At 74.5% G+C, this 19,725-nt stretch carries 14 protein-coding genes and 1 pseudogene; 9 read left to right on the top strand and 6 right to left on the bottom strand.

Features of this window, described 5'->3' with window-relative positions; translation table 11 throughout:
• Nucleotides 1-128: 128 nt before the first annotated feature.
• The 5 genes and pseudogenes from ACFVWU_RS33885 to ACFVWU_RS33865 all read right to left on the bottom strand — a co-directional run bounded on the left by ACFVWU_RS33885 (nt 129) and on the right by ACFVWU_RS33865 (nt 7,721).
• Nucleotides 129-2,954, bottom strand: a complete 2,826-nt coding sequence (locus tag ACFVWU_RS33885; RefSeq protein ID WP_387627954.1) for a poly(A) polymerase — start codon at nt 2,952-2,954, stop codon at nt 129-131.
• A complete protein-coding gene (locus tag ACFVWU_RS33880) occupies nt 2,954-4,687 on the bottom strand; it encodes an RNA ligase family protein (protein WP_387627952.1) in 1,734 nt (577 codons plus the stop codon). Before ACFVWU_RS33880 ends, ACFVWU_RS33885 begins: the two co-directional genes overlap by 1 nt.
• A gap of 88 nt (nt 4,688-4,775) precedes the next feature.
• Nucleotides 4,776-6,101, bottom strand: a complete 1,326-nt coding sequence (locus ACFVWU_RS33875) for a M1 family metallopeptidase (RefSeq protein WP_387627951.1) — start codon at nt 6,099-6,101, stop codon at nt 4,776-4,778.
• Between the two features lie 73 nt (nt 6,102-6,174).
• Nucleotides 6,175-6,312 (bottom strand): annotated as a pseudogene (locus ACFVWU_RS33870) (ATP-dependent carboxylate-amine ligase); the annotation flags it as partial.
• A gap of 203 nt (nt 6,313-6,515) precedes the next feature.
• Nucleotides 6,516-7,721, bottom strand: a complete 1,206-nt coding sequence (locus ACFVWU_RS33865) for a hydroxymethylcytosylglucuronate/cytosylglucuronate synthase (protein WP_387627949.1) — start codon at nt 7,719-7,721, stop codon at nt 6,516-6,518.
• A 295-nt stretch (nt 7,722-8,016) separates the two neighbouring features.
• Between ACFVWU_RS33865 and ACFVWU_RS33860 the strand changes: the two genes are divergently transcribed.
• The 3 genes from ACFVWU_RS33860 (at nt 8,017) to ACFVWU_RS33850 (ending at nt 10,675) form a co-directional block, all read left to right on the top strand.
• The gene (locus ACFVWU_RS33860; protein WP_387627947.1) at nt 8,017-8,799 is read left to right on the top strand and encodes a class I SAM-dependent methyltransferase; all 783 of its coding nucleotides are present in this window, start codon (nt 8,017-8,019) and stop codon (nt 8,797-8,799) included.
• Between the two features lie 37 nt (nt 8,800-8,836).
• Nucleotides 8,837-9,046, top strand: coding sequence for a hypothetical protein (locus ACFVWU_RS33855; RefSeq protein WP_387627945.1), 210 nt, complete (start codon nt 8,837-8,839; stop codon nt 9,044-9,046).
• 216 nt (nt 9,047-9,262) lie between these two features.
• Nucleotides 9,263-10,675: an amidase gene (locus ACFVWU_RS33850; protein ID WP_387627944.1), complete on the top strand. Its 1,413-nt coding sequence runs from the start codon at nt 9,263-9,265 to the stop codon at nt 10,673-10,675.
• Between the two features lie 108 nt (nt 10,676-10,783).
• On the opposite strand, the gene ACFVWU_RS33845 is transcribed toward ACFVWU_RS33850, so the two are convergent.
• Nucleotides 10,784-11,893, bottom strand: coding sequence for a mechanosensitive ion channel family protein (locus ACFVWU_RS33845; protein ID WP_387627942.1), 1,110 nt, complete (start codon nt 11,891-11,893; stop codon nt 10,784-10,786).
• 534 nt (nt 11,894-12,427) lie between these two features.
• Between ACFVWU_RS33845 and ACFVWU_RS33840 the strand changes: the two genes are divergently transcribed.
• The 6 genes from ACFVWU_RS33840 (at nt 12,428) to ACFVWU_RS33815 (ending at nt 19,724) form a co-directional block, all read left to right on the top strand.
• Nucleotides 12,428-13,327, top strand: a complete 900-nt coding sequence (locus ACFVWU_RS33840; protein ID WP_387627940.1) for a SigB/SigF/SigG family RNA polymerase sigma factor — start codon at nt 12,428-12,430, stop codon at nt 13,325-13,327.
• Between the two features lie 118 nt (nt 13,328-13,445).
• Nucleotides 13,446-13,889, top strand: coding sequence for an STAS domain-containing protein (locus ACFVWU_RS33835; protein WP_387627938.1), 444 nt, complete (start codon nt 13,446-13,448; stop codon nt 13,887-13,889).
• A 98-nt stretch (nt 13,890-13,987) separates the two neighbouring features.
• A complete protein-coding gene (locus ACFVWU_RS33830) occupies nt 13,988-14,458 on the top strand; it encodes an ATP-binding protein (RefSeq protein WP_387627937.1) in 471 nt (156 codons plus the stop codon).
• Nucleotides 14,459-14,597: 139 nt separating this feature from the next.
• A complete protein-coding gene (locus tag ACFVWU_RS33825; RefSeq protein ID WP_387627935.1) occupies nt 14,598-15,698 on the top strand; it encodes a WD40 repeat domain-containing protein in 1,101 nt (366 codons plus the stop codon).
• A gap of 73 nt (nt 15,699-15,771) precedes the next feature.
• Nucleotides 15,772-16,140: a hypothetical protein gene (locus ACFVWU_RS33820; protein WP_387627933.1), complete on the top strand. Its 369-nt coding sequence runs from the start codon at nt 15,772-15,774 to the stop codon at nt 16,138-16,140.
• Nucleotides 16,137-19,724 (top strand): hypothetical protein, encoded by a 3,588-nt coding sequence (locus tag ACFVWU_RS33815; protein ID WP_387627932.1) that lies wholly within the window; start codon nt 16,137-16,139, stop codon nt 19,722-19,724. Before ACFVWU_RS33820 ends, ACFVWU_RS33815 begins: the two co-directional genes overlap by 4 nt.
• The last annotated feature ends 1 nt before the right edge of the window (nt 19,725 follow it).

Here is a 19,725-nt window from a genome sequence, read left to right as displayed (position 1 = left end):
TGGGCCCCGCGGGGGTGTTGTCCCGCCCCCGGCGGGGGGGGGGGGGTCCCGGGGGGGGCCCCGGGCGCGCGGCGGGCCCCCCCCCCCCCGGCGGGGGGGCGCCGCCACCGCCTGGTCGGCCCAGGCGCTCAACCGCGGTCGTCCCGCGGCGGTTCGAGCGTCGGGACCGAGCCTCCCTCGGCGTACTCGACGTGGACGCCCGCGAGGCCCCGGGACCAGGCGGTGGCGATCGGGGTGAGCCGGGCCCGGGTCAGTGGGGTGGGGCCGAGGCCGATGGCGAAGTGGGTGCGGCCGTCGCGGCCACGGTAGGGGTGGGGCCAGGCGTGGAGGCGGGTGGCGCCGGCTTCCTCCAGCGCGGTGAGAAGGGCCCGGAGGCGGCCGCGGACGGCGCCGAGTGACTCCTCGCCGGTGGTGACCACGGCCCAGGCGGCGTGGCGGCGGTGCAGCGGGGGCGGGGAAAGCAGCGCGGGCCAGGGGTCGGGGCTCTCGGTGCTGAGCTCCCAGGCACGGTAGAGCTCCTCGGCGATCAGGTCGCGGGCGTCGGCGCCGACCTGGCCGGTGCAGCTGCGGACGGGGGCGGAGGGGGTGAGGACGGTCAGGGGAGCGGCGGCCCGGTCCGTGGAGTCTGCCGTCAGACTGACGGGTCGGCGCCAGTCCCAGCAGGCCCAGGTCTCGGCGAAGCTCTGGAACAGGGCGGCCTCGGCGGTGTCATCCGCGTCCAGGACGGTTCGCGCGACCAGCACCGACCAGGCCAGCGACGGTAGTTGGCCGAACGGCGCGGAGTCCAGGCCGCGCGCCCGCGCCCAGGTCTTGACCTGCCGGGCCAGTCGCACGAAACGCCCGTGCCGCTCACCGACCGCCGTCAGGATCGCCTCGGTGTCCGTGACCGCGCTCAGCGCGGCCGCGGCCGACTCGCCCAACTCGGCGCGCCGGGCGACGGCTTGGGAGGGTTCGAGCTCGCCGGTGAACACCACGACCAGGTCGACGGTCAGCCCGCCCGCCTCCAGCCGCAGTCCGGGCACCCGGGCGCCGCGCACCTCGCGCACCCGGCCCGCCTTCGGCAGTGCGGCCGCCACCCGGGCGCGGACGCCCTCCAGATCGGCCGGGCCGGGCAGGGCCGCCACCAGGTCCAGGTCGCCCCCGTCCAGCTGGCAGCCCAGCCGCCGCGAGCCGACGGTGTGGACCACGCCCTCGGGCAGCTCCGCTGCGATCCGTGCGGCCAACTCGGCGGCGACAGCCGTACGTTCAGCGGGCTCGGGCCGCAGCGGGACCACCGGCTCCGCCGGCGGGACCCGCACCTCGCCCGTCCCCAGCTCGACCACCGCGCGCACCCGCATCGGCTCGTCGCCCCGCCGGGACAGCACCACCAGCTCGCCCACCCTCGCCGAGACCCCGCCGAGCCGGGCCGCGCAGTCGGCGGCCACCCGCTGCGGGTCCGCGCTGCGCCCGAGGGTCAGGTGCGGGGTGTAGCCCCCGGCGCGGCCCCGGCAGCGGGGGAAGCGCCGTTCGAGGGCGTGCCGCAGCGCCGCCCAGGGCTCGGGCGAGGCGGCGGCCGGGTCCAGCCAGACGGTGGCGTCCTCGCGGTGGCCGAAGGTGTGGACGCCGTCCAGACGGGCGGTGAAGGGGGAAGCCTCGGCGGCGGCCGCGCCGAGCAGTGGCAGGGCGCGGTCGAACTCGGCCTCCGGGACGAAGCCGAACAGCAGATTGACGTGCGGCGGCCAGCGGCGCAGCTGCGGGTCGTACGCGGCGCGCAGGCGCTGGATCGGCGGCCACAGCTCCTCGGGCGGCAGCCAGGCGACGGCGGTGCGCGCGGTCGGCGCGGCGTCGAGCGTCGTCGGGGAGGAGCTGCCGCCGAGGGCGAGGTCCACAGCCACGCCGTAGTGGTCGGAGGGGTGGAGTCCGTCGGCGGTCGGGCGGTCGCCGAGCAGGGCGGCCCCCGTGGCCCGGGCGCTCTCGCAGCGGTGCAGCACGCGGTCGAGGCGGGCGGCTCGGCCGGTGAGCGTGGAGACGGCGGCGAGCGGGTTGGCACCCGGGTCGAAGGTGGGGGTGTCGTCGGCCGGACCGTGCACCTCGGTCCAGGCGTCCCGCAGCCCGAGCGCGGCGGCCGGGCCCGCCGGGCCGGAGCGGCAGTCGTTGAAGTCCCCGAGCAGCAGCAGCTCGCCCACGACTGCGCCCAAGCCCTCGGCCAGCGCGGCGAGTTCGCTCTGTCGGCGGGCCGGGCCGTCCGGCGAGTGGTCGCTGCTCAGGTGGACGGCGGCGACGGTCAGCGGTGCGTCGGCGGTCCGGACGGTGACGGCGATGACGGCCTTGTGCGGGCCGAGCTGGTGCCGTCCGGCCTCCAGTACGGGGAGCCGGCTGAGCAGCAGCAGCCCGTGGTCGGCCACGTCCGGGCCGTTCGGGTCGGCGCCCAGGGCGTAGCCGTCCCGGACCCAGGGAGCGGCCAACAGCAGGGAGACCAGGGCCGGTTCGACCTCCTGCAGGGCGATGACGTCGGCGTCGGCGGCCTCCAGTGCGGCGAGCAGCAGCGGTCGGCGGCGGGCGGTGTCGATCCGGTCGGCGTCGTAGCGGTCCCACAGGGTGTTCCAGGTGACCACGCGCAGGCTGTCCGCGACCGCCGTCCCGGCGTCGACGCCGCTCTGCCAGCCGCCCTCCGGCCGCCAGACGTGCGGGGCGGTGGCGGTGAAGAAGGGTGCGGGCAGGCGGCGCGGGTCGGTGCGGCGCCCGGCCTCGGTGGTGTCCAGGAGGTCCGTGCCGGTGGCGCGGTCCCACACCCGCACGCCTTCGGCCTCGACCCAGTGCACCCGGTGCCACGGGATCTCGCCGGAGGCGGCGAAGGCCTCCAGCGGGACGCGCTCGGTGCGGTCGTCGCGCTGGCGCACGCCCAGCGTGAACCGGGCCGGGTCGAAGCGGGCGTCCCAGCGGATGCGCTGGCAGACCTGTTCGATGGGTCGCATCAGTCCTCCACGGGGTCGAGCGGTTCGAGCGTGCCCGCCGTGTCTTCCACGGTGCCACCCGGGCCGACGTACCAGGTGCGGTGGGCCTGGCCGGGGTACGGCGGGCTGTAGCGGTGCAGCTGGGCGGTGAGTACCTCGGGCGGCACCGGGTGCGGGCGCACGGCGTTGCGGCGCAGCAGCTCCTCCTCGCCGACCAGCAGCACCACCTGGGTGACCAGGGAGTCCCGGCGCCGGGCGACGGCGTGGACGTGGGAGCGCTGGTGGCGGTTGAGGGAGGTGGCGTCCCAGACCACGGTGGCGGCCGGGTCGGCGAGCGCGGCGTCCAGCCGGTCCAGGCCCTCGCGCAGCACCTCGGGGTTGTCGCGCTGGTCGGCGCGCGAGCCGCGGGCGGCTCGCAGGTCGTCCAGGCTGATCCGGGTGGCGGCCCCGGGCAGCGTGGCGGCAAAGGTGCTCTTGCCGCTGCCGGCCGGGCCGCTCAGGTGGACCAGACGGGGGAAGCGGCCGTCGCGCCAGCGCCAGGCGGCGGCGACGGCCTCCTCCACGGTGGAGATCCGGCCGAGCGCGTAGGCCTCGCGGGCCTGCGCCCAGCAGCGGTCGGCGGCGTCGCGGTCGAGGCCGGCCAGCGCCTCGCGCAGACCGGTGCGCAGCCGGCCGAGCGGGTCCGGGCCGAGCAGCCCGGCGTCCTCGGCGTGCAGGGCGGACCAGGCGACCTGTTCCCGCTCGGCCCGGCCGGGGGCGGCGGCCGCGGCGACCGCGTGCAGCAGGCCGAGGTCGGCGGCGCAGGAGAGCCGGACCAGCCCGGCGCGGCGGTCCTCGTCCGGGTACGGCTGGTGCAGACCGGGATGCAGCCCGACCAGGTCGGCGACCCGCCGGGCCAGCGGCAGGCCGAGCCGCCCGGCCAGCCGCGGCGCGAGCTGCTCCCGGCGGGCGGTGCGCAGCGCGATGGCGAGCACACCGGCCAGCCGGGTGTCCCCGGTCCGGCCGAGTTCGTCCAGTCGGGCGGAGACCTCGGCCAACTCATCGGGCTTGCAGATCAGTTCGGGCAGTCCCAAGGCCTCGGCCAGCATCGGGAGTTCGGGCAGCTGGCCGGAACGCGCCGCCCAGAGCGCGGCGTTCGGGCCGAGCCCGTTCTCCACCACGGCGGCGTGCATCCAGTGGGTGTCGGTGCGCACGTGCTGCGGGCGGACCCACTTGGCGATCCGCTCGCCGAACTCGGCGCGGGGGAAGCCCCGGACCGTCCGGACCACGTACCCCTCCTGCCGGTCGAGGTCCAACCGCAGTGCACGCAGCGCCCGTTCGTCGTAGCGGCCGCGCCACAGCACCCGGGGTACGGGGATGCCGAGGCGGCGCAGGAAGCGGACGGTGTCGTCCCAGTCGAGGCAGTGGTCCCGTTCGGTCCAGACCGAGAAACCGTAGAACCAGCTGTCCAGGTCGGTGTACGGGATGGAGTGCCGGGCGAACAGGTTCTCCCCGCAGATCCGCCAGCCCTCCGGGAGCCGGGCGCCGATCCGGCTCTGCAGGCCCTTGACCCAGGCCCGGGAGGGGTGGTGCGCGGAGTCCAGCGAGCGGGCGTGCAGGCCGTCGGGGTAGAGCGTGGTGTTCTCGCCGTCGAGCTTCTCGGTGACGACGACCTCCGCGCCGGCCAGAGCGGAGAGGTCCCCGGTCCGTACGTCGTCCGCCGCCGCCCCCGGTGACCAGGGGAGATGCGGCGTCCGAGGGTAGTGCACTCGCATGTCCGGCTCCCTGAACGTCCTTGATCCGGCGGACACTGTAGGAGCGCGCGGGAGGGCCGGGCCACCGATTAACCGAGCCGGCGCGGGCTCAGTCGATGCGGTGCTCGCGCCAGAAGGGCGTCAGGTCGACGGAGGTCGCGGCCTGGGCGGCGGCCTTGAAGTCGGCGGTGGTCGAGACGCCGTACCAGTGGGCGCGGGCGTAGCTACGCAGCAGGGCGGACATCGGGTCCGGCCCGATCAGGCGGCGCAGTTCGTGCAGGGCGCAGGAGCCGCGGTCGTAGATGACCGCCTCGTAGCGGCCGGGGTGGGCGTCCCAGTAGCTCATCGGGTTGGTGAGGCGTTCGTCCGCGGACTGCCAGGGCGTGGCGGCGGTGCAGCCCTCGCCGGTGTCGCCGAGGGCGAGGTCCATGGCGTACTCGGTGAAGGACTCGTCCAGCCAGGGCGCGCGGTACTGGTCGTCGCCGACGATGCCGTACCACCACTGGTGCGCCAGTTCGTGGATGACGGCGGCGGGTCTGATCCGGTCGAGGACGAAGGCCGGGTACTCCATGCCGGCGAACGCGAAGCCGTTGTCGAGCACCAGGGCCAGATCGCCGTACGGGTAGGCGCCGTAGCGGGCGGAGTGGGCGTCGATGGTCCGCAGGGACAGGTCGAGCATCGCGCGGGCGTTCTCCGCCTTGATGTCGGCGGCCGAGTAGACGGCGATCCGGACGCCGTCGGCGGATCGGCCCGCGATCCGGCTGAACGGCCCTGCCGCCCAGGCGAATTCGCGCACCTGGTGGGCGCCCACCCGGGTGACCGTGCGGCCTGGCTCGCCGGGGGTGTCCAGGGCGCTGCCGGTGGCGGGGACCAGCAGGTCGGTGGGGTGGTCGAGGGTGACGGCGAAGTCGGAGGCGAGGCCGTAGAAGGACTCGCCGAGGTCGCTGTACGGGTCGAGGTGCCAGCCCGCGTCGTCCCGGACCGCGAGGACGGGCAGGGCGTTGCCGAGGAAGCTGAAGGCGCCGTCGCGGCCGAAGCGGTCGACGCCGTCCGGGACGTCGATGGAGAGGTCGAACTCGACACTCCCGGAGACGCCTTGGGGCAGTGGACGGGGCAGGGGCACGCGCAGCGCGGTGCAGGCGACCTCGGCGGAGGCGTTGAGGCCGGACACCCGCACCGGCGGGGCCGTGCAGCTGCCGTGGTAGTTGTCCCAGAGCCGCAGGTACACCTCGCGCAGCGGTTCGGGCGAGGTGTTGCTGAAGGTGATCCGCTCGTGGCCCTGCCAGTGCGCGCCGGTGGCGTCGCTGCGCAGCTCGACGGAGTAGACGGGCGTGCCGGGGGTGCGCGTCGGGTCGAAGGGCGCGCGGCCGGGCGGCCCGGCGGCCACCGACAGGAGCACGGCGAGGGCGGAGAACAGGGGGAGAGGGCGTCGCACGCCGTGTACTCCTATCGGTGGTAGGGGCTGTCGCGTGGGTCTCATGGGTCTTGGTGGTGGGGTATCCCGAGGCGTTGTGCGAGGCCCGCCGGGCGGACACCGCGTCGCCGACACCGACCTTGAGAACGGCCTCGACCACACCGGGGACACGGAGCAGCTCCGCCGTCGGGGTGATCCGGCGGACCGTGCCGGAGCCTGGCGGCGGCAGCACCAGGCCTCCCGCGCAGCGCCACCGCCGGGAGCGAAGGTCCGGACGGATGCCCCGGTAGACGTCCGAGTGCGGCCCACTGGAGCTCGGGCGGCGAGGGCTGGCAGACGCTCGTATCGGTGGCGTCGGCCTGGTCAGCGGCTCACCTCAACGGGCGGTCGGAACAGGGTAGTCGGCACAGGTCAGCGGGCGTGGAACGGCGGGACTCAGCGGCGGGCAGGGATGGCGGCCCCCAGGACTTCGAGCAGGGCGTCGGCGACCTGCGCCGCGCCGCCCGTGCCGACCGCCGTGGTCAGCGCCGTCCAGTCGGTGCCGGGCCCACCGGCCAGGTGTTTCAGCTTCTCGACCAGGCTCTCCCGTACGGCCGTTGCCGTCCGCTGGCGGTCGAGGTCGGCGGCGCGGGCGATCCCGCCGTAGATGAGGTCGAGGGCCTTCCCCGCGCCGTGGGCGCGTAGCGCGAGTGCCTCCTGCTCGGCGAAGACCGTGCTGGGCCAGGGCGTTCGGACGTCGGTGCCGAGCGCCTGGCTGTGGAAGCGGCCGTTGAAGACCTGGCTCAGGTTCTGTGGCGGCAGGCAGAGCGTCGGCGTCCCGAGCCGCCCGGCCTCCAGAAGCGTGGTCAACCCGGGGGAGGTGAGCAGCACGTCGCATTCGGCGAGGCGGCGCAGAAAGTCCTCGTGGGGGAGGGCGCCCACGGTGGTGACGGCCGGATGCACACAGGAGTCGATGAGCTGCGCGGCCAACCAGGCAGGGAGGTTCCCCGCGAGGTGCACCTCGGTGACCCCGCTCGCGGTCAGGGCCTCCAACGCGGCGGGCAGCACGATGCGCGGATAGCTGGCCCAGTCGGCGAGTCGGGGAGCACGCAGACCGCCGAGGCTGATCAGGGCGCGCCGGGGGTGCCGCGTCGGCGCGGCATCGCGGGTGACGCCGCCGCCGGCGATCACCGCGTCCACCCAGCGGAGGCGGCGCGCGTCCGCCAGCACCCCGGTGGCCTCCGAGGGCAGCTCCACGCACCGCTGGGCGCAGTACACCTCGGTGTCCAGCGGGAGGTCGGGCCGGTCACCCTCCGCCCAGAGGAAGGGCAGGCTGTCCACGAACACCACCGGCACGCCGTGGGCGCGCAGTGCCTTCGCCAGCCCCCCGTCCATCACCACCAGCGCCGCCCGCACGCGCTGCGCCTGGACGATCCGCCCGAGCTCCTCGCCCCATCCACCCTCCGGCAGGTCGAACCAGCGCTGTACCGGCTGCGCGGCGAGCACCGGCCGCCCGAGTCCGGATGCCAGCCCGATGAATCTGAGCTTCCCTCCGCCCCGGTCACGCAGGGCGGACAGCACCGCGCTCAACTTCCCCGAACTGCCCCACCCGAACTCCACCCCGGCCACGGCTACGGTCCGGACGTCCGTCGCTGCCCTCATCCGTTCCCCGCCTCCCTCCCGAACCACTCCGGCGGCGCGGCAACCGCGCCCCCACGTACCGGATTTCCTTCGCTCCGAATTCGTACCAGGCCGATCGGACGGGGCGGTTCGACTACCTTCGGAAAATCGGAAGCTAACCACCCCGCCAGGTGAAGCCGCCGATCGGGGAGTTGACGACGGGCGGTCAGATCATCGGTGCAACACGCGCGCAGGAACGTGCCTGCACCCCGTCAAGGCCCCAGCGAGGTGCAATGGGCCCACCGCCGAGCCCGCACACCACAGGAGGCGCCGCCCGATGGAGCCGTCGGCCACCGACACCACTCCACTTCGAGTCCTCGACGTCTCGGGCACCGACTACCGCCGGGCCTTCGAACTCTTCCTCGTCGGTACGGACGAGAAGCCCCGCACCCACGCCCGGCTGAGCGAGATCGCGTCCGCCCTCCCGCGCCGCCGCGTCCTGCTCGACCTGGGCGCCGGCGACGGCCGCACCACCGCCCACCTGGCCGGGTACTTCGACCGCGTGATCGCCGTCGAGCCCAGCGCCGCCATGCGCGAGAAGCTCCGCATCACCTGCCCCGAGGCCCTCGTCCTCCCGGAGCCGCTCGACCGGGCCCAACCGCCCGAGCCGGCCGACCTGGTGCACCTCTCCCACGTCCTCTACTACGTCCCGGAACCCGACTGGCTCCCCACCGCCACCCGGGCACTGAGCTGGACGGCCCCCGGCGGCACCCTCCTGATCGTCCTGCAGAACCCTGACAGCCCCTGCATGCGGATGGCCGCCCACTTCACCAGTGTCCGCTACGACCTGCGCCCCCTCCGTGACCGCCTCCGCGCCCAACACCCCTCCCACGGCTACGCCCTGGAAACCCTCGCCCTCCACTACCGCACGCCCGGCCTCGCCGAAGCCGTCGACGTTGCCGAGTTCATGGTCAACGTCGCCGACCTCGCCACCCTCGACCCCCGCCCCACCCGAGCCGCCCTCACCGCTTACGTCCGCGAGCACTTCACCCAGCCCGACGGCACGTACGCCATCGGCCACACCCAGGACATGCTCACCGTCCGCCGCGCCCCGGCCTGACCCGTCAGCCCCCAGCGAGGCGCTCACGCTCACGCTCGTGGGCGAGGGCGAGGGCGAGGGCGAGGGCGAGGGCGTCTTCGTCGTGGGGGCCCACGCCAGGAGGTACTTCGCCCGCCCCGACGTGGTCCACGTGCGCCTCACCGACGCGGCGCCGGTCGAATGGGGCCTGGTCTGGCCCGCCGGCGGCGCCACCGCCCGCGTACGCGCCTTCGGCGACGCCGCCCTCGACGTGGTGCGGGGGGTGTGACCGGCCGAGCCGCACCGCCTCGGCGGTCCGTCACCACCCCCGTAGTAATGCGCTTGCATCGCTTCCCGGAATGGGATGTGATGCAAGTGCATCGAAACGGCGGGCGGTCGATGTCGGCCGCCGCCATGGCGTGGCACGACCCGTCATGGCGCAGCGAGGGAAAGGGGGCAGGGCGGCCCGCGCACCACCGAGGGGCAGCGGGCGGCCCGGCGAGCGATGGACACGAAACCGTGGAAGCTGAACGCCACCGAGTTGGGCGCGGCCGTCGCCCGTGGCGAGATCTCGGCGACCGAGGTGGTCGAGAGCCACCTGGAGCGCATCGCGGCGGTGAACCCGGTCGTGAACGCCGTCACCCAGCTGATGGCGGACAGCGCCCGCGAGGCCGCGCGCGAAACCGACCGGCGCCGCGCGGCGGGGGAGGAGCTCGGCCCGCTGGCCGGCGTGCCGTTCACCGTCAAGGAGAACATCCACGTGGCGGGGTGGGCGACCACGCACGGCGTGCCGAGGTTCCGCGATCACGTGGCCGAGACCGACTCCCCACCGGTGCGCCGGCTGCGCGCCGCGGGAGCGATCCCGATCGGCCACGCCAACATGCCCGACCTGGCGATCTCCTCGGACCCCGCGAGCCAGCTCTTCGGCCGGACGTACAACCCCTGGGACCGGTCGAAGACCCCGGGCGGCAGCAGCGCCGGCGACGGGGTGGCGGTGGCCGTCGGGATGGCGGCGCTCGGTCTCGGCAACGACTCGGGCGGCTCGGTCCGCCTGCCCGCCGCCTTCAACGGAGTGGCCGCACTGAAGCCGAGCCACGGCCGCTTCGCCGCCGACCACCGCATCCTGGGCCAGGAGCCGATGCTGGCCTCCCAGCTCATCCCCGTCGACGGCCCGATCGCCCGCTCGGTCGCCGACCTGCGCGCGGCGTACGAGGCGCTGGCGGGCGCGGATCCGCAGGACCCCAGGGCGGTCCCGGTACCCGCGTACGGGCCCCGCCCCACCGGTCCGCTCAAGGTCGGCATCGTGGCCGATCCGTCCGGAGCCGGCGTCCACCCCGAGATCCGGGCCGCCATCGACGAGGCGGCCGCCGCACTGGAGCAGGCGGGCTACGCCGTGGAGGAGGTGCGGATCCCCAAGCTGTTCGAGTCCCTGGAGTGCTACGGCAAGCTCATCATGACCGAGTTCGGCGTGAAGTGGTCCCGGATCAGGGAGCTGCTCACCGAGAAGGGCGCCCAGCACATCGACCTGTTCATGGAGCGCACGCCCCACACCGATCTCGCCGAGTTCCTGCGGCAGACCGGTGTCCGGCTCGGCCTCCAACGGGACTGGGCCGAGCTCCTGGAGACCCACCCGCTGATCCTCGGGGCGACCTGCCCCAAGCCCGTCCCCGGGTTCTACCTGCTCCCCGACGACACCGACACCGAGGCCCACGCGCGGATGATGCTGCCGGGAGCCCTGTGCACCGTGACCTCGCTGGTCGGTGTGCCCGCGGTGAGCGTGCCCGCCGGGCTCGCGGAGGGCTTGCCGCAGGGCCTCCAGGTCATCGGGCGGATGTACCGCGAGGACTTGTGCCTGGAGGCCGCCGAGGTGATCGAGCGCCACTTCGGTGTGCTCGCACCCATCGACCCGCGCTCGTAACCCGAGCGCGAGCCGGTGTCCGGCCCTGGCGACGGGGCAGGGCCGGACACCGGCGGAATCGGTGACGGGCTTTTCGGTGACGGGCTGTCGAACCATCGGACTGTCGGACTACGGGCCTTCGGGCGACGGGGTGCGGCGACCCGGCGCAGGCCCGGGGATGTCGGCGGCGTCCCGGGCGTCCGGGCGCCGCACCGGCGCCTCCGCCACGGGGATGCGCGGCAGGGCGTAGGGGTGGTTGTCGCGGAGGTGGCCGATGAGGTGCTCGCGCAGCCGGCAGCGGAGTTCGAACGCGTCGTCGGCGTTCGCCGCCGTCGCCAGCGCCCGGACGACGATGGTGGTGGGAGTGGTGTCGACCACCTGGAGGGCGCTGCCCCGGCCGTCCCACAGGTCGCTCTTGGCCAGGAAGTCGTCGAACTCCTCCCGCAGCAGCCCGACCGGGGCGTGGTGGTCGAGGTGGAGCAGGGCCGTGCCGGTGATCCGGCTGGAGCGGCGGGACCAGTTCTCGAACGGGTGGCCGACGAAGTAGGACATCGGCATCACCAGCCGCCGCTGGTCCCAGGTCGCGATCACCACCGCCGTCAGAGTGATCTCCTCCACCGTCCCCCACTCACCGGCCACGACGACGACGTCGCCGATCCGGGCCAGGTCGCCGAAGGCCATCTGCACCCCGGCGAAGACGTTGGCGAGCGTGCTCTGCGCCGCCACGCCCGCCGCCACACCGACCAGCCCGGCGGAGGCCAGCAGGCTGGTGCCGACCCCGCGGACCACCGGGAAGGTCATCAGGACCGCACCCAAGGTCGCGACGGCCACGACCGCCTGGCAGATCCGGCCGAGCACACTGGCCTGGGTCCGGGCCCGCCCGGCCCACGCCGCATCGCGGCGGTGCACGGCGAGCCTGAGTGCGCTGTCCACGAGGAGCGCCACCAGACGGGCGCACAGCCACCCGCCGGAGGCGATCGAGAGGATCACGAAGACGTGCCGCAGCCCCTCGCGGGCGGCCGGCGGCGCGTTGATCCACGGCTGCGCGGCGGAGAGCAGCAGGCACGCCGTCAGTGCCAGGACCGGGCGGCGACACCTGCGCACCACGACCGGTACGCCGCTGCTGCTCCCGGGGGCGGCCAGCCGCCGCGCCACCACCTGCACCATCCGGTCGAGGCCGTAGGTGAAGAGGGCGGCCGCGACGCCGACGACGGCGAGGCGGAGCAGACTCCACCACATGCGCCGCACTCCTTTCTGCTGCCGGAGGGGAGGGCCCGGCCCGGGAGGGCGGACGCCGCTGACGGTGGCTCAGTCGGGTGGTTCGGTCGGGTGGGGGTGGCCCGGCCGCGGCGCGGGTGGGTCGGGGTCCGGCCGGACGGGATCGGGTGCCGGAGGTGGATCCGCCGGAGGCACGGGGGAACCGGGTGGCGGCGGCGGGTCGGGCACCACGGGCGGGCCGGGTGGCCGGGTCGGCTTCGGCGGCACCGTGGGCTCCGGAAGCGGCGGTGGCGGCGGGAGGCCGGGCTGGGCGGGGGCGATGGCCATGGGCGAGGGCTCCTCCCGGTGGGATGTGCTGCGGTGAGGCCGGTCCGGTCCGGTGCGGCCCGGCGGGTCGTATCCGCTCGGCTGCCCCCGATGCCGCGGTTCATGCGCCCGCCGCGACGGCGTCCGCCCGAGCCGACCGTTCGCACAATCTTCACGCCGGGACCGGACATGGATCCGGTCCCGGCGGGTACCCGGGGACGGACCGTACGCCGAGGGGAAAGGACCGACATGGCCACGACCAGTGACGAACTCCTCCACCGGGCGACAGCCCAGGGTCAGGACGAGGCCTCGACGGTCGACGCGTCCGGTGCCCCGCGCGCCGTCGTCCCGGAGCTGGCCGGCATCGAGAACCCGCGGGAGGTCGCGCCCGCCGACGCGCGCGAGCTGACCAGGGTGCTGCTGGCCCGGCTGTCGACACTGGAGGAGGGCACCCGCGAGTACTCGTACGTGCGGGCCACGCTCATCGAGCTCAATCTGTCCCTGGTGCGGTTCGCGGTCCACCGGGTGGGCAACCGGCGGGAGCCCCAGGAGGACCTGATACAGGTCGGCTCGCTCGGCCTGATCAAGGCGATCGACCGCTTCGACCCCGACCACGGTGCGGAGTTCACCACCTTCGCCCTGCCGACCATCCTCGGCGAGATCCGCCGGCACTTCCGCGACACCACCTGGGCGGTGCACGTGCCGCGACGCCTGCAGGAACTGCGCATCACCCTCGCCAAGGCACGCGACGTGCTGTTCCAGCGGCTGGGCCGCTCGCCGACCGTGTCCGAGCTCGCCGCGCACCTCGAGTTGTCGGAGGAGGAGGTGATCGAGGGGCTCGCCGCCGCCAACGGCCGCACCGCCGGCTCCCTGGACACCTCCGCCATCGAGGGCGAGGAGGAGCCGAGCCCGCTCGCCCAGCGCCTCGGCGAGGAGGACGCGCGGTTCGCGACGGTGGAGAACCTGATCGTCCTCAAGCCCCTCATCGCCGCCCTGCCGGAACGCGACCGGCTCATCCTGTGCATGCGCTTCGGCGAGGAGCTCACCCAGTCCCAGATCGGCGCCCGCCTCGGGCTGTCCCAGATGCACGTCTCCCGTCTCCTCACCCGCACGCTGAAGCACCTGCACGCGGACCTCACCGCCACCTGAGCCGGCCTCACGGCACCAGGAGCACACACGACGCCACGCACGCCGACCACGGCCTGGCCGTACCCCGATCGGCGTGCGTAGGCTCGTGGAGGACCCCCGTGGAGGGAACACGACGACGATGCCAGCCGAGAAGACGATGCCCGCAGAGAACGAGCCCGCGACCGTGCCGCCGACCACCGTCCCCTCCGAACCCTCCCGGCCGGGTGCCCGATCCGGGCCCGACCTGGCCGTGCGCAGTTGGCACACCGACACCCTGGCGGCCGTCTGCGCGCTGGCCGGCGACCTCGACATCGAGACCCTGGACCCCGCCAGGAGCACGCTCGACGACTTGGTGGAGCGGCATCCGCCACTGCTGGTCGTCGACCTCGGGCGCGTCGACTTCTGCGACTCCTCCGGCCTGAACCTGCTGTTGCGGACGCGGATGGCGGCCGCAGCAGCGGACGTGGAGTTCCGCCTGTCGGCGCCCTCCGTCGCGGTGCGGCGGCTGCTGGAACTGACCTGCACGGACACCGTGTTCTCGCTCCATCAGTCCCTGGAGGACGCGCTCGCCGCACCGCTCTGACCACTCCCGCCGGCCGGAGGCACGCATAATCCGGCAGTGGTCGGGAAACCGAGCAGACGTAGCGGAACACAGCGCCGAAACCGAAGGGTAACCCGCACATGACGACCAGCCGGGCAACCCTCGACGGCGACCGGGCGGGCGCCGGCCCCACGCTGCCGCCCGGCGGCCAGCGGCGGCGTCTGCACCTGGCCGGGCTGCCGAAGCCCGTCGCCCGCGCCCGGGCGTACACCGCGCAGGCCGTCGCCGACTGGTCGTGGCCGACGGACGCCTCCGGGGCCGAGGACGACATCGTGCTCCTCGTCGCCGAACTCGTCGCCAACGCCATGCTGCACGCCGGCGGCCCCGTGGACCTCGTCCTCGACGCCTCCGAGACCCGCCTGCGGATCGAGGTCAGCGACCGGTCGACGGCCCTGCCCGAACCGCGCCGCCCGCACCGCCCGGGCCTGCCCGGCGGGCACGGACTCTTCATCGTCCAGCAGGCCGCCACCCGCTGGGGCACCCTGCCGCACGGCGACGGCAAGACGGTCTGGGCCGAGGTCGACGCCCGGCCACCACACCCGGGCGGCTGACCGGCCACCCGACCCGCGACACCGAGCCCCGCCGGGGTGCCGCCTCTGCGCGGAGCTCCGCGCGTGGTCGCGGGCCCGGGCGAGGGGTAGCGTCGGCAGTGGTCGCGGGCGGGTCACCCCCTCATGCAGGAGTGCCGACATGCCGGGCACCGCGACACCTCCAACCGGCCCCCCGCCGGGTCCGCCGCCGGGCCCGCCTCCCGGTCCGCCACCGGGCCCACCCCCGGGCCCCCCGCCGGGCCCACCCCCAGGTCCGCCTCCCGGCCCGCCCCCAGGCCCGCCACCGGGCCCGCCACCCGGCCCGCCGTCCGCGGCGTCCGTCCTGACCGGTCACACGGCGGCGGTGACCTGCCTCGCCCTCTCCCGCGACGGCCGTCTGCTCCTGTCCGGCAGCGAGGACCACACGCTCAGACTGTGGGACCTCGAAGCCGGGACGGAGCTGCGGCGCTGGGTCGCCCACGAGGACGGGGTGCAGTGCGCGGCCCTCTCCCCGGACGGCCGGCTCGCGGTGTCCGGCGGCGTCTGGGGACCGGCCGTCCTGTGGGACACCGACATCGGCGCCGAACTGCGCCGCTTCCACGGACAGGAACAGGGCTGCCTGGCCGCGGTCTTCTCCCCGGAGGGCCGACTGGTGGCGACCGGCTGCGGGGACCACACCGTGCGCTGCTGGGACCCGGCGACCGGGCAGGAGCTGCGGCGCTTTGCGGGGCACACCGCCGACGTCACCGCCGTCGCCTTCTCCCCGGACCGCCGACAGCTGCTGTCCGGCTCCGCCCAGTACGAGTTCGGCGCCGACCAGGTGCGGCTGTGGGACCTGGCCGCGGGCATGGAGCTGGGCCGGTTCGGTGAGGGGCTGTTCGCGGTCACCGGTGTCGGGTTCGCCGTCCGGGGCGGCCTCGCCGTCGCGACCACCATGGACAACCTGCTGCACGTGTGGGACCCGGTCACCGGCGCCGAGACGGGCCACTTCGAGGTCGGCGCGGGCAACCTGCGCTGCCTGGCGGTGTCCCCGGACGGCTGCCGAGTGCTGACCGGCAGTGGCACCGACTACTACGACGCCGACCTGCTCGCCGTCCTCGGTGTCGACAACCGGGTCCGGCTGGTCGACCCGGCGGACGGCCGGGAGCTGGCCCGGTACGAGGGGCACACCGGAAACGTCAACGGCGTGGCCTTCACCGCGGACGGCCGGCGCGCGGTCTCGGCGAGCGCGGACCGCACGATCCGCCACTGGGAGTTGTAGCTCCCGGTCACCGGTTGCCCTCGGTCACCCGCCGGTGGAATCGTGGCAGGAGAAGGTCGGATCGGAACCCGCGATGGCCGAACGGGCACGAGGACAGCAGCGCACCTCGACCGTGGGCAGCCCAGTGATCCGGGCCTCCGCCGGGCCCGGTGGGCGAGGTGTCGGGGCCCTGTGCGCGCTTCTCGGTCTCCTCCCGGTCACCCCCGTCCTGGCCCCGGCGTACGGCCTGGCGCCGTTCGCCGCCATCGGCGTGGCGACCGCCCGTCGCCCGCGCCTGGGCCGGCTGCACCGCGCCCTCGTGGTCGGGACCGTCGGCGGCGTGATCGGCACCCTCGGTGACGACCTGGTCCGGGTGCCGTTGCGTGACCCCGCACAGCGGCGACCAGGTGCCGTCCACCCTGCCCGCCGCCGTCGGGTCGCCCTGGACGGGGCGCTGAGATGACCACCGCGACCGTCCAGCAGACCGTCCCCACCATCGGCGACGTCGTCCGGCGGCTGCCCGGGTGGCTGCGCGAGCACGTCTGGTCCGCCGTGACCGGGGCCGTGGTCGGCGGCGTGATCGGCTACACCGTGAACGTCTTCCTGATCGCCGTCCGCTACGGCGGCTGGCGGAAGGTGCCACCCGGGGCGCCGGCCACCACCCAAGGCAACTTCTTCCAGGGCGCGCTGTTCTGGGGCCTGCTCACCACCGTGCTGTTCGGGGTGTTCGGCTACTGGCACGCCGTCGGCACCACCCGCTTCCTGGCCGACCTGCGCGCGCTGCCGCAAACGCTCGCCGGGCTGGTCCGGGGCGACCGGTCGGCCTCCGTCCACCTGCTGTGGGGTGCGGCGGTCGCGCTGCTGGCCGCCCAGATCGTCCCGCCCGCGGCCGGGGCGGTGCTCGCCGTCGGCGTGCTCGCGGGAGCACCGACCGTGCTCGGGAGCATCGTGTCGACGTTCCTGCGCCGGATCTGGTCGGCCGTGGTCAAACAGGTCGCCCCGACCCGCCACCACCGCATCACCGGGGTCATCGGGATGACGGTGGGCCTGCTCGGCTCCGCCGCATCGCTGATCGTCGCCTCGTTCATCACCGACAGCCCGGTCAAATACGGCCTGGCCGGCGCCCTCGCGCTGGCCGCCGTGCTGATCTCCGTCAGCGGCGCGCGTCCGCCCGCCACCGCCTGCGTCGTGCTGCTGGTCGGCGCCGTGCTGCTCCTGCACGGGCTCACCGACGCCATCCCGGCCCACGCGGACGACGGCGGATCGCTCGAATGCAAGCTCCGGGGCGAGGCCTGGCTGAGCTGCACCGGCAGCAGCACGGTGTTGCGGTACGCAACGGCCGGGGCGGCCGCGGCGGCGGCGGGCGGGATCCTGGGCTCGTTCCTCGGGAACCTGGCCGGCACCCTGGCGGGCGAGCCGGGCACCGGTCCACCGGACGGCGGCGGCCCGGACGACGGCGGCGAGCCGCCCTGGCAGCCGCAGCCGGGCACGCCGCCCGGTGACCGCCAGGCGATCAACAACTGGATCCAGGGGCTGCTGGACGACCCGGCCTTCCAGCGCTGGCGCGCCACCCACCCCGGCTTCACCGATCCGCCCACCGACGCCGAGTTCAACCAGTACCTCAACTGGCGCCGCGCTCAGGGGATGGCGGATCCGGCCCTGACCCTGCCCAGCCGGCAAGCGTCGTTCCCGGTCGACGCCGGACCGCTCCCAGCGCTGCCGCCGGACGAACCGGTACCGGTGCTCCCGGACCTGCCGCCCGGCCCCGAGCCACTGGACGAAGGGCCCAGCGGGGACGCCCAGCCCATACCCGACCAGCCCCCCGCGCCCGCTCCTGCCCCCGCGCCCGCGCCGCCGCCCGCCCCCGACCCCGCCCAGGCGATCCGGGACCGGCTCCAGGCGCTGAGCGACGCCAACTACTACGACCCCGACCCCGACAACCCGTCGCACTACTGGCAGCGGCTGCAGGGCCTGCTCGACAACGTCGACCCGGCCAAGGGCCTCACTCCCGACCAGCTGCAGACCATCACGGACCTGGAGAAGAACCTCCAGGACGCCAACACGAAGGGACTGGAAGCCCGGGAGACGGCCCGCAACGACGGCATGGACAAGCTCCTCGCCGGCAGTACCAAGCGGGACAAGGACTACACCGACTACCTGCACCAGCTGGACGCGACCGAGGCCCGCGAGAACTACCTCAGCAACCTGATCGACCACCTCCCGCCCGGCCAGTTCGAGATGGCCAACCGGGTGCTGCAGCAGATCGAGAGCGGTGCCCCGGGCAGTGACACCGAGGGTGCGCTGCGGCAGATGACCACCGCCCTGCTCACCCAGGCGCAGGGGCGGAACGAGGCGGAGGCGGCCGCCGCGGAGCTGGATTCGATCGCGGCCCAGGAGCACGAGGCCGCCGCCGTCGGCTGGCAGCACGTCGCCATCGCCGGGGAGATGCTGCTGGCCCCGTTCGCGGTGCCGTTGACCGCCGCCGGGGCCGCCCAGCTCGGGGCGTCCATGGTCGGCCGCAACGCCGTCCAGGGCTTCGGCGTCGGGTACGAGGAGGGCGGGATCGGCAAGGCCCTGCTCGGCGCGGCCAACGCGGTGCTGCCGATCAACACCCTGCAGGCCGCCTACCAGGCGACCATCGGCCAGGTGATCGACCCCAACAGCCCGGCCCCGCAGGCCGGTCGGGCCAGCATCGCGCTCGCCTTCGTCCAGGACCTCGGCAATGCCGTCGGGCTGCACTCGCTCGGCCTGAACAACATCGGCCCGGCGGCGGCCGAGGCGGCCACCGAGACCTCCGCGCTGAGCAAGCTGCACGGCGGCCAGCCGCCGCCCGGCCCGGTCCCGACGGCCACCGCCGCCACCGACGCCGCCTTCCGCGCCGAACAGGCCGCCGGACAGAAGGCGGCGGAGGAATTCCAGCAGATGGCCAGTGACCTGCGCGGCCTGAAGGCACAGGGGGCGAGCGCGGACGAGATCGCCGCGGCGCAGCAGGCGCTCCAGCAGAAGGCCGTCGACATCAACTCCATGTACCAGGCCAAGGCCACCCTGAAGACCGTTCCCAAGGAGATCCAGAAGGAGTACGCCGACGCCCTGAACCCGGTGCTGACGAAGGTCCAGGAGGACACCGTCGCCGCCCTCAACGCACAGGGCTTCACCAGGGGCGGGCGGCCGCTCACCACCGGGGACCTGATCGACCTGCGCAACGCCAAGAGCATGGGCACCGTCGGAATGGACCGCGACCTGGCCCTCAACCAGATGGCCTACCGCCAGACCCTCGCCCAGTTGGAGAAGGTCCCGCCCACCTCGTTGCGGGCCGACGACCTGCTGGAGGAGCTCAAGCAGTTCCGGGGCACCGGCCAACTGGAGCACAACGGCGTGCCGGTGAGCCCGTCCAAGGCCAACGAGGACTTCCAGGCCGCGTACAACAAGGCGTACGCCGACGCCACCGGCGGCAAGGACGCGGGCAAGGCGCTGCAGTCCGTCACCCAGAGCAAGCACCCGGAGGCGTACCAGGACCTGCCGGTGCTCAAGAACGACGCCCTCGGCTACCCGCCCGATCCCAAGTGGGCCGCGCAGACCGGATCGGTGACCACCTACAAGACGTTCATGAACCCGCACGAGCTGAGCCCGGGCAGCGCGCTGCAGGAGACCGCCCGGGGCGTGGCCAAGGACATCACCACCAAGCTCGAACCGATGATGTACTACTACCAGGGCGCGGACCCCGCCGCCTACCAGCGGGTCCTGGACATGAAGGGCTTCCTGAGCGACTGCGGCAAGGGTGTCTACGCCCCGTCGCAGATGGAGCTGCTGTCCCAGCAGAAGTTCGGCACCTCGATCAACGGCCTGGCCCAGCAGGTCGATTCGAACCTGTCGGCCTTCGTCCAAGGGCACGGCGCGCTGCAACCCGCGTTCCGCGCCCTGCCCGGTCCCGGTCTGAGCGAGCTCGGCGGCCACGTCGCGCAGGCGGTCGGCGGGCAGGCCGGGAACGTGGCCAAGGGCATCGCCTCGGGCCCGGCACGCGGGGACGAACCGGTGGAAGGAAAGTGAG

The sequence above is a fragment of the Kitasatospora sp. NPDC058190 genome (genome assembly GCF_042883685.1).
GTDB lineage: Bacteria > Actinomycetota > Actinomycetes > Streptomycetales > Streptomycetaceae > Kitasatospora.
This window is presented reverse-complemented; position numbering and strand designations above follow the sequence as displayed.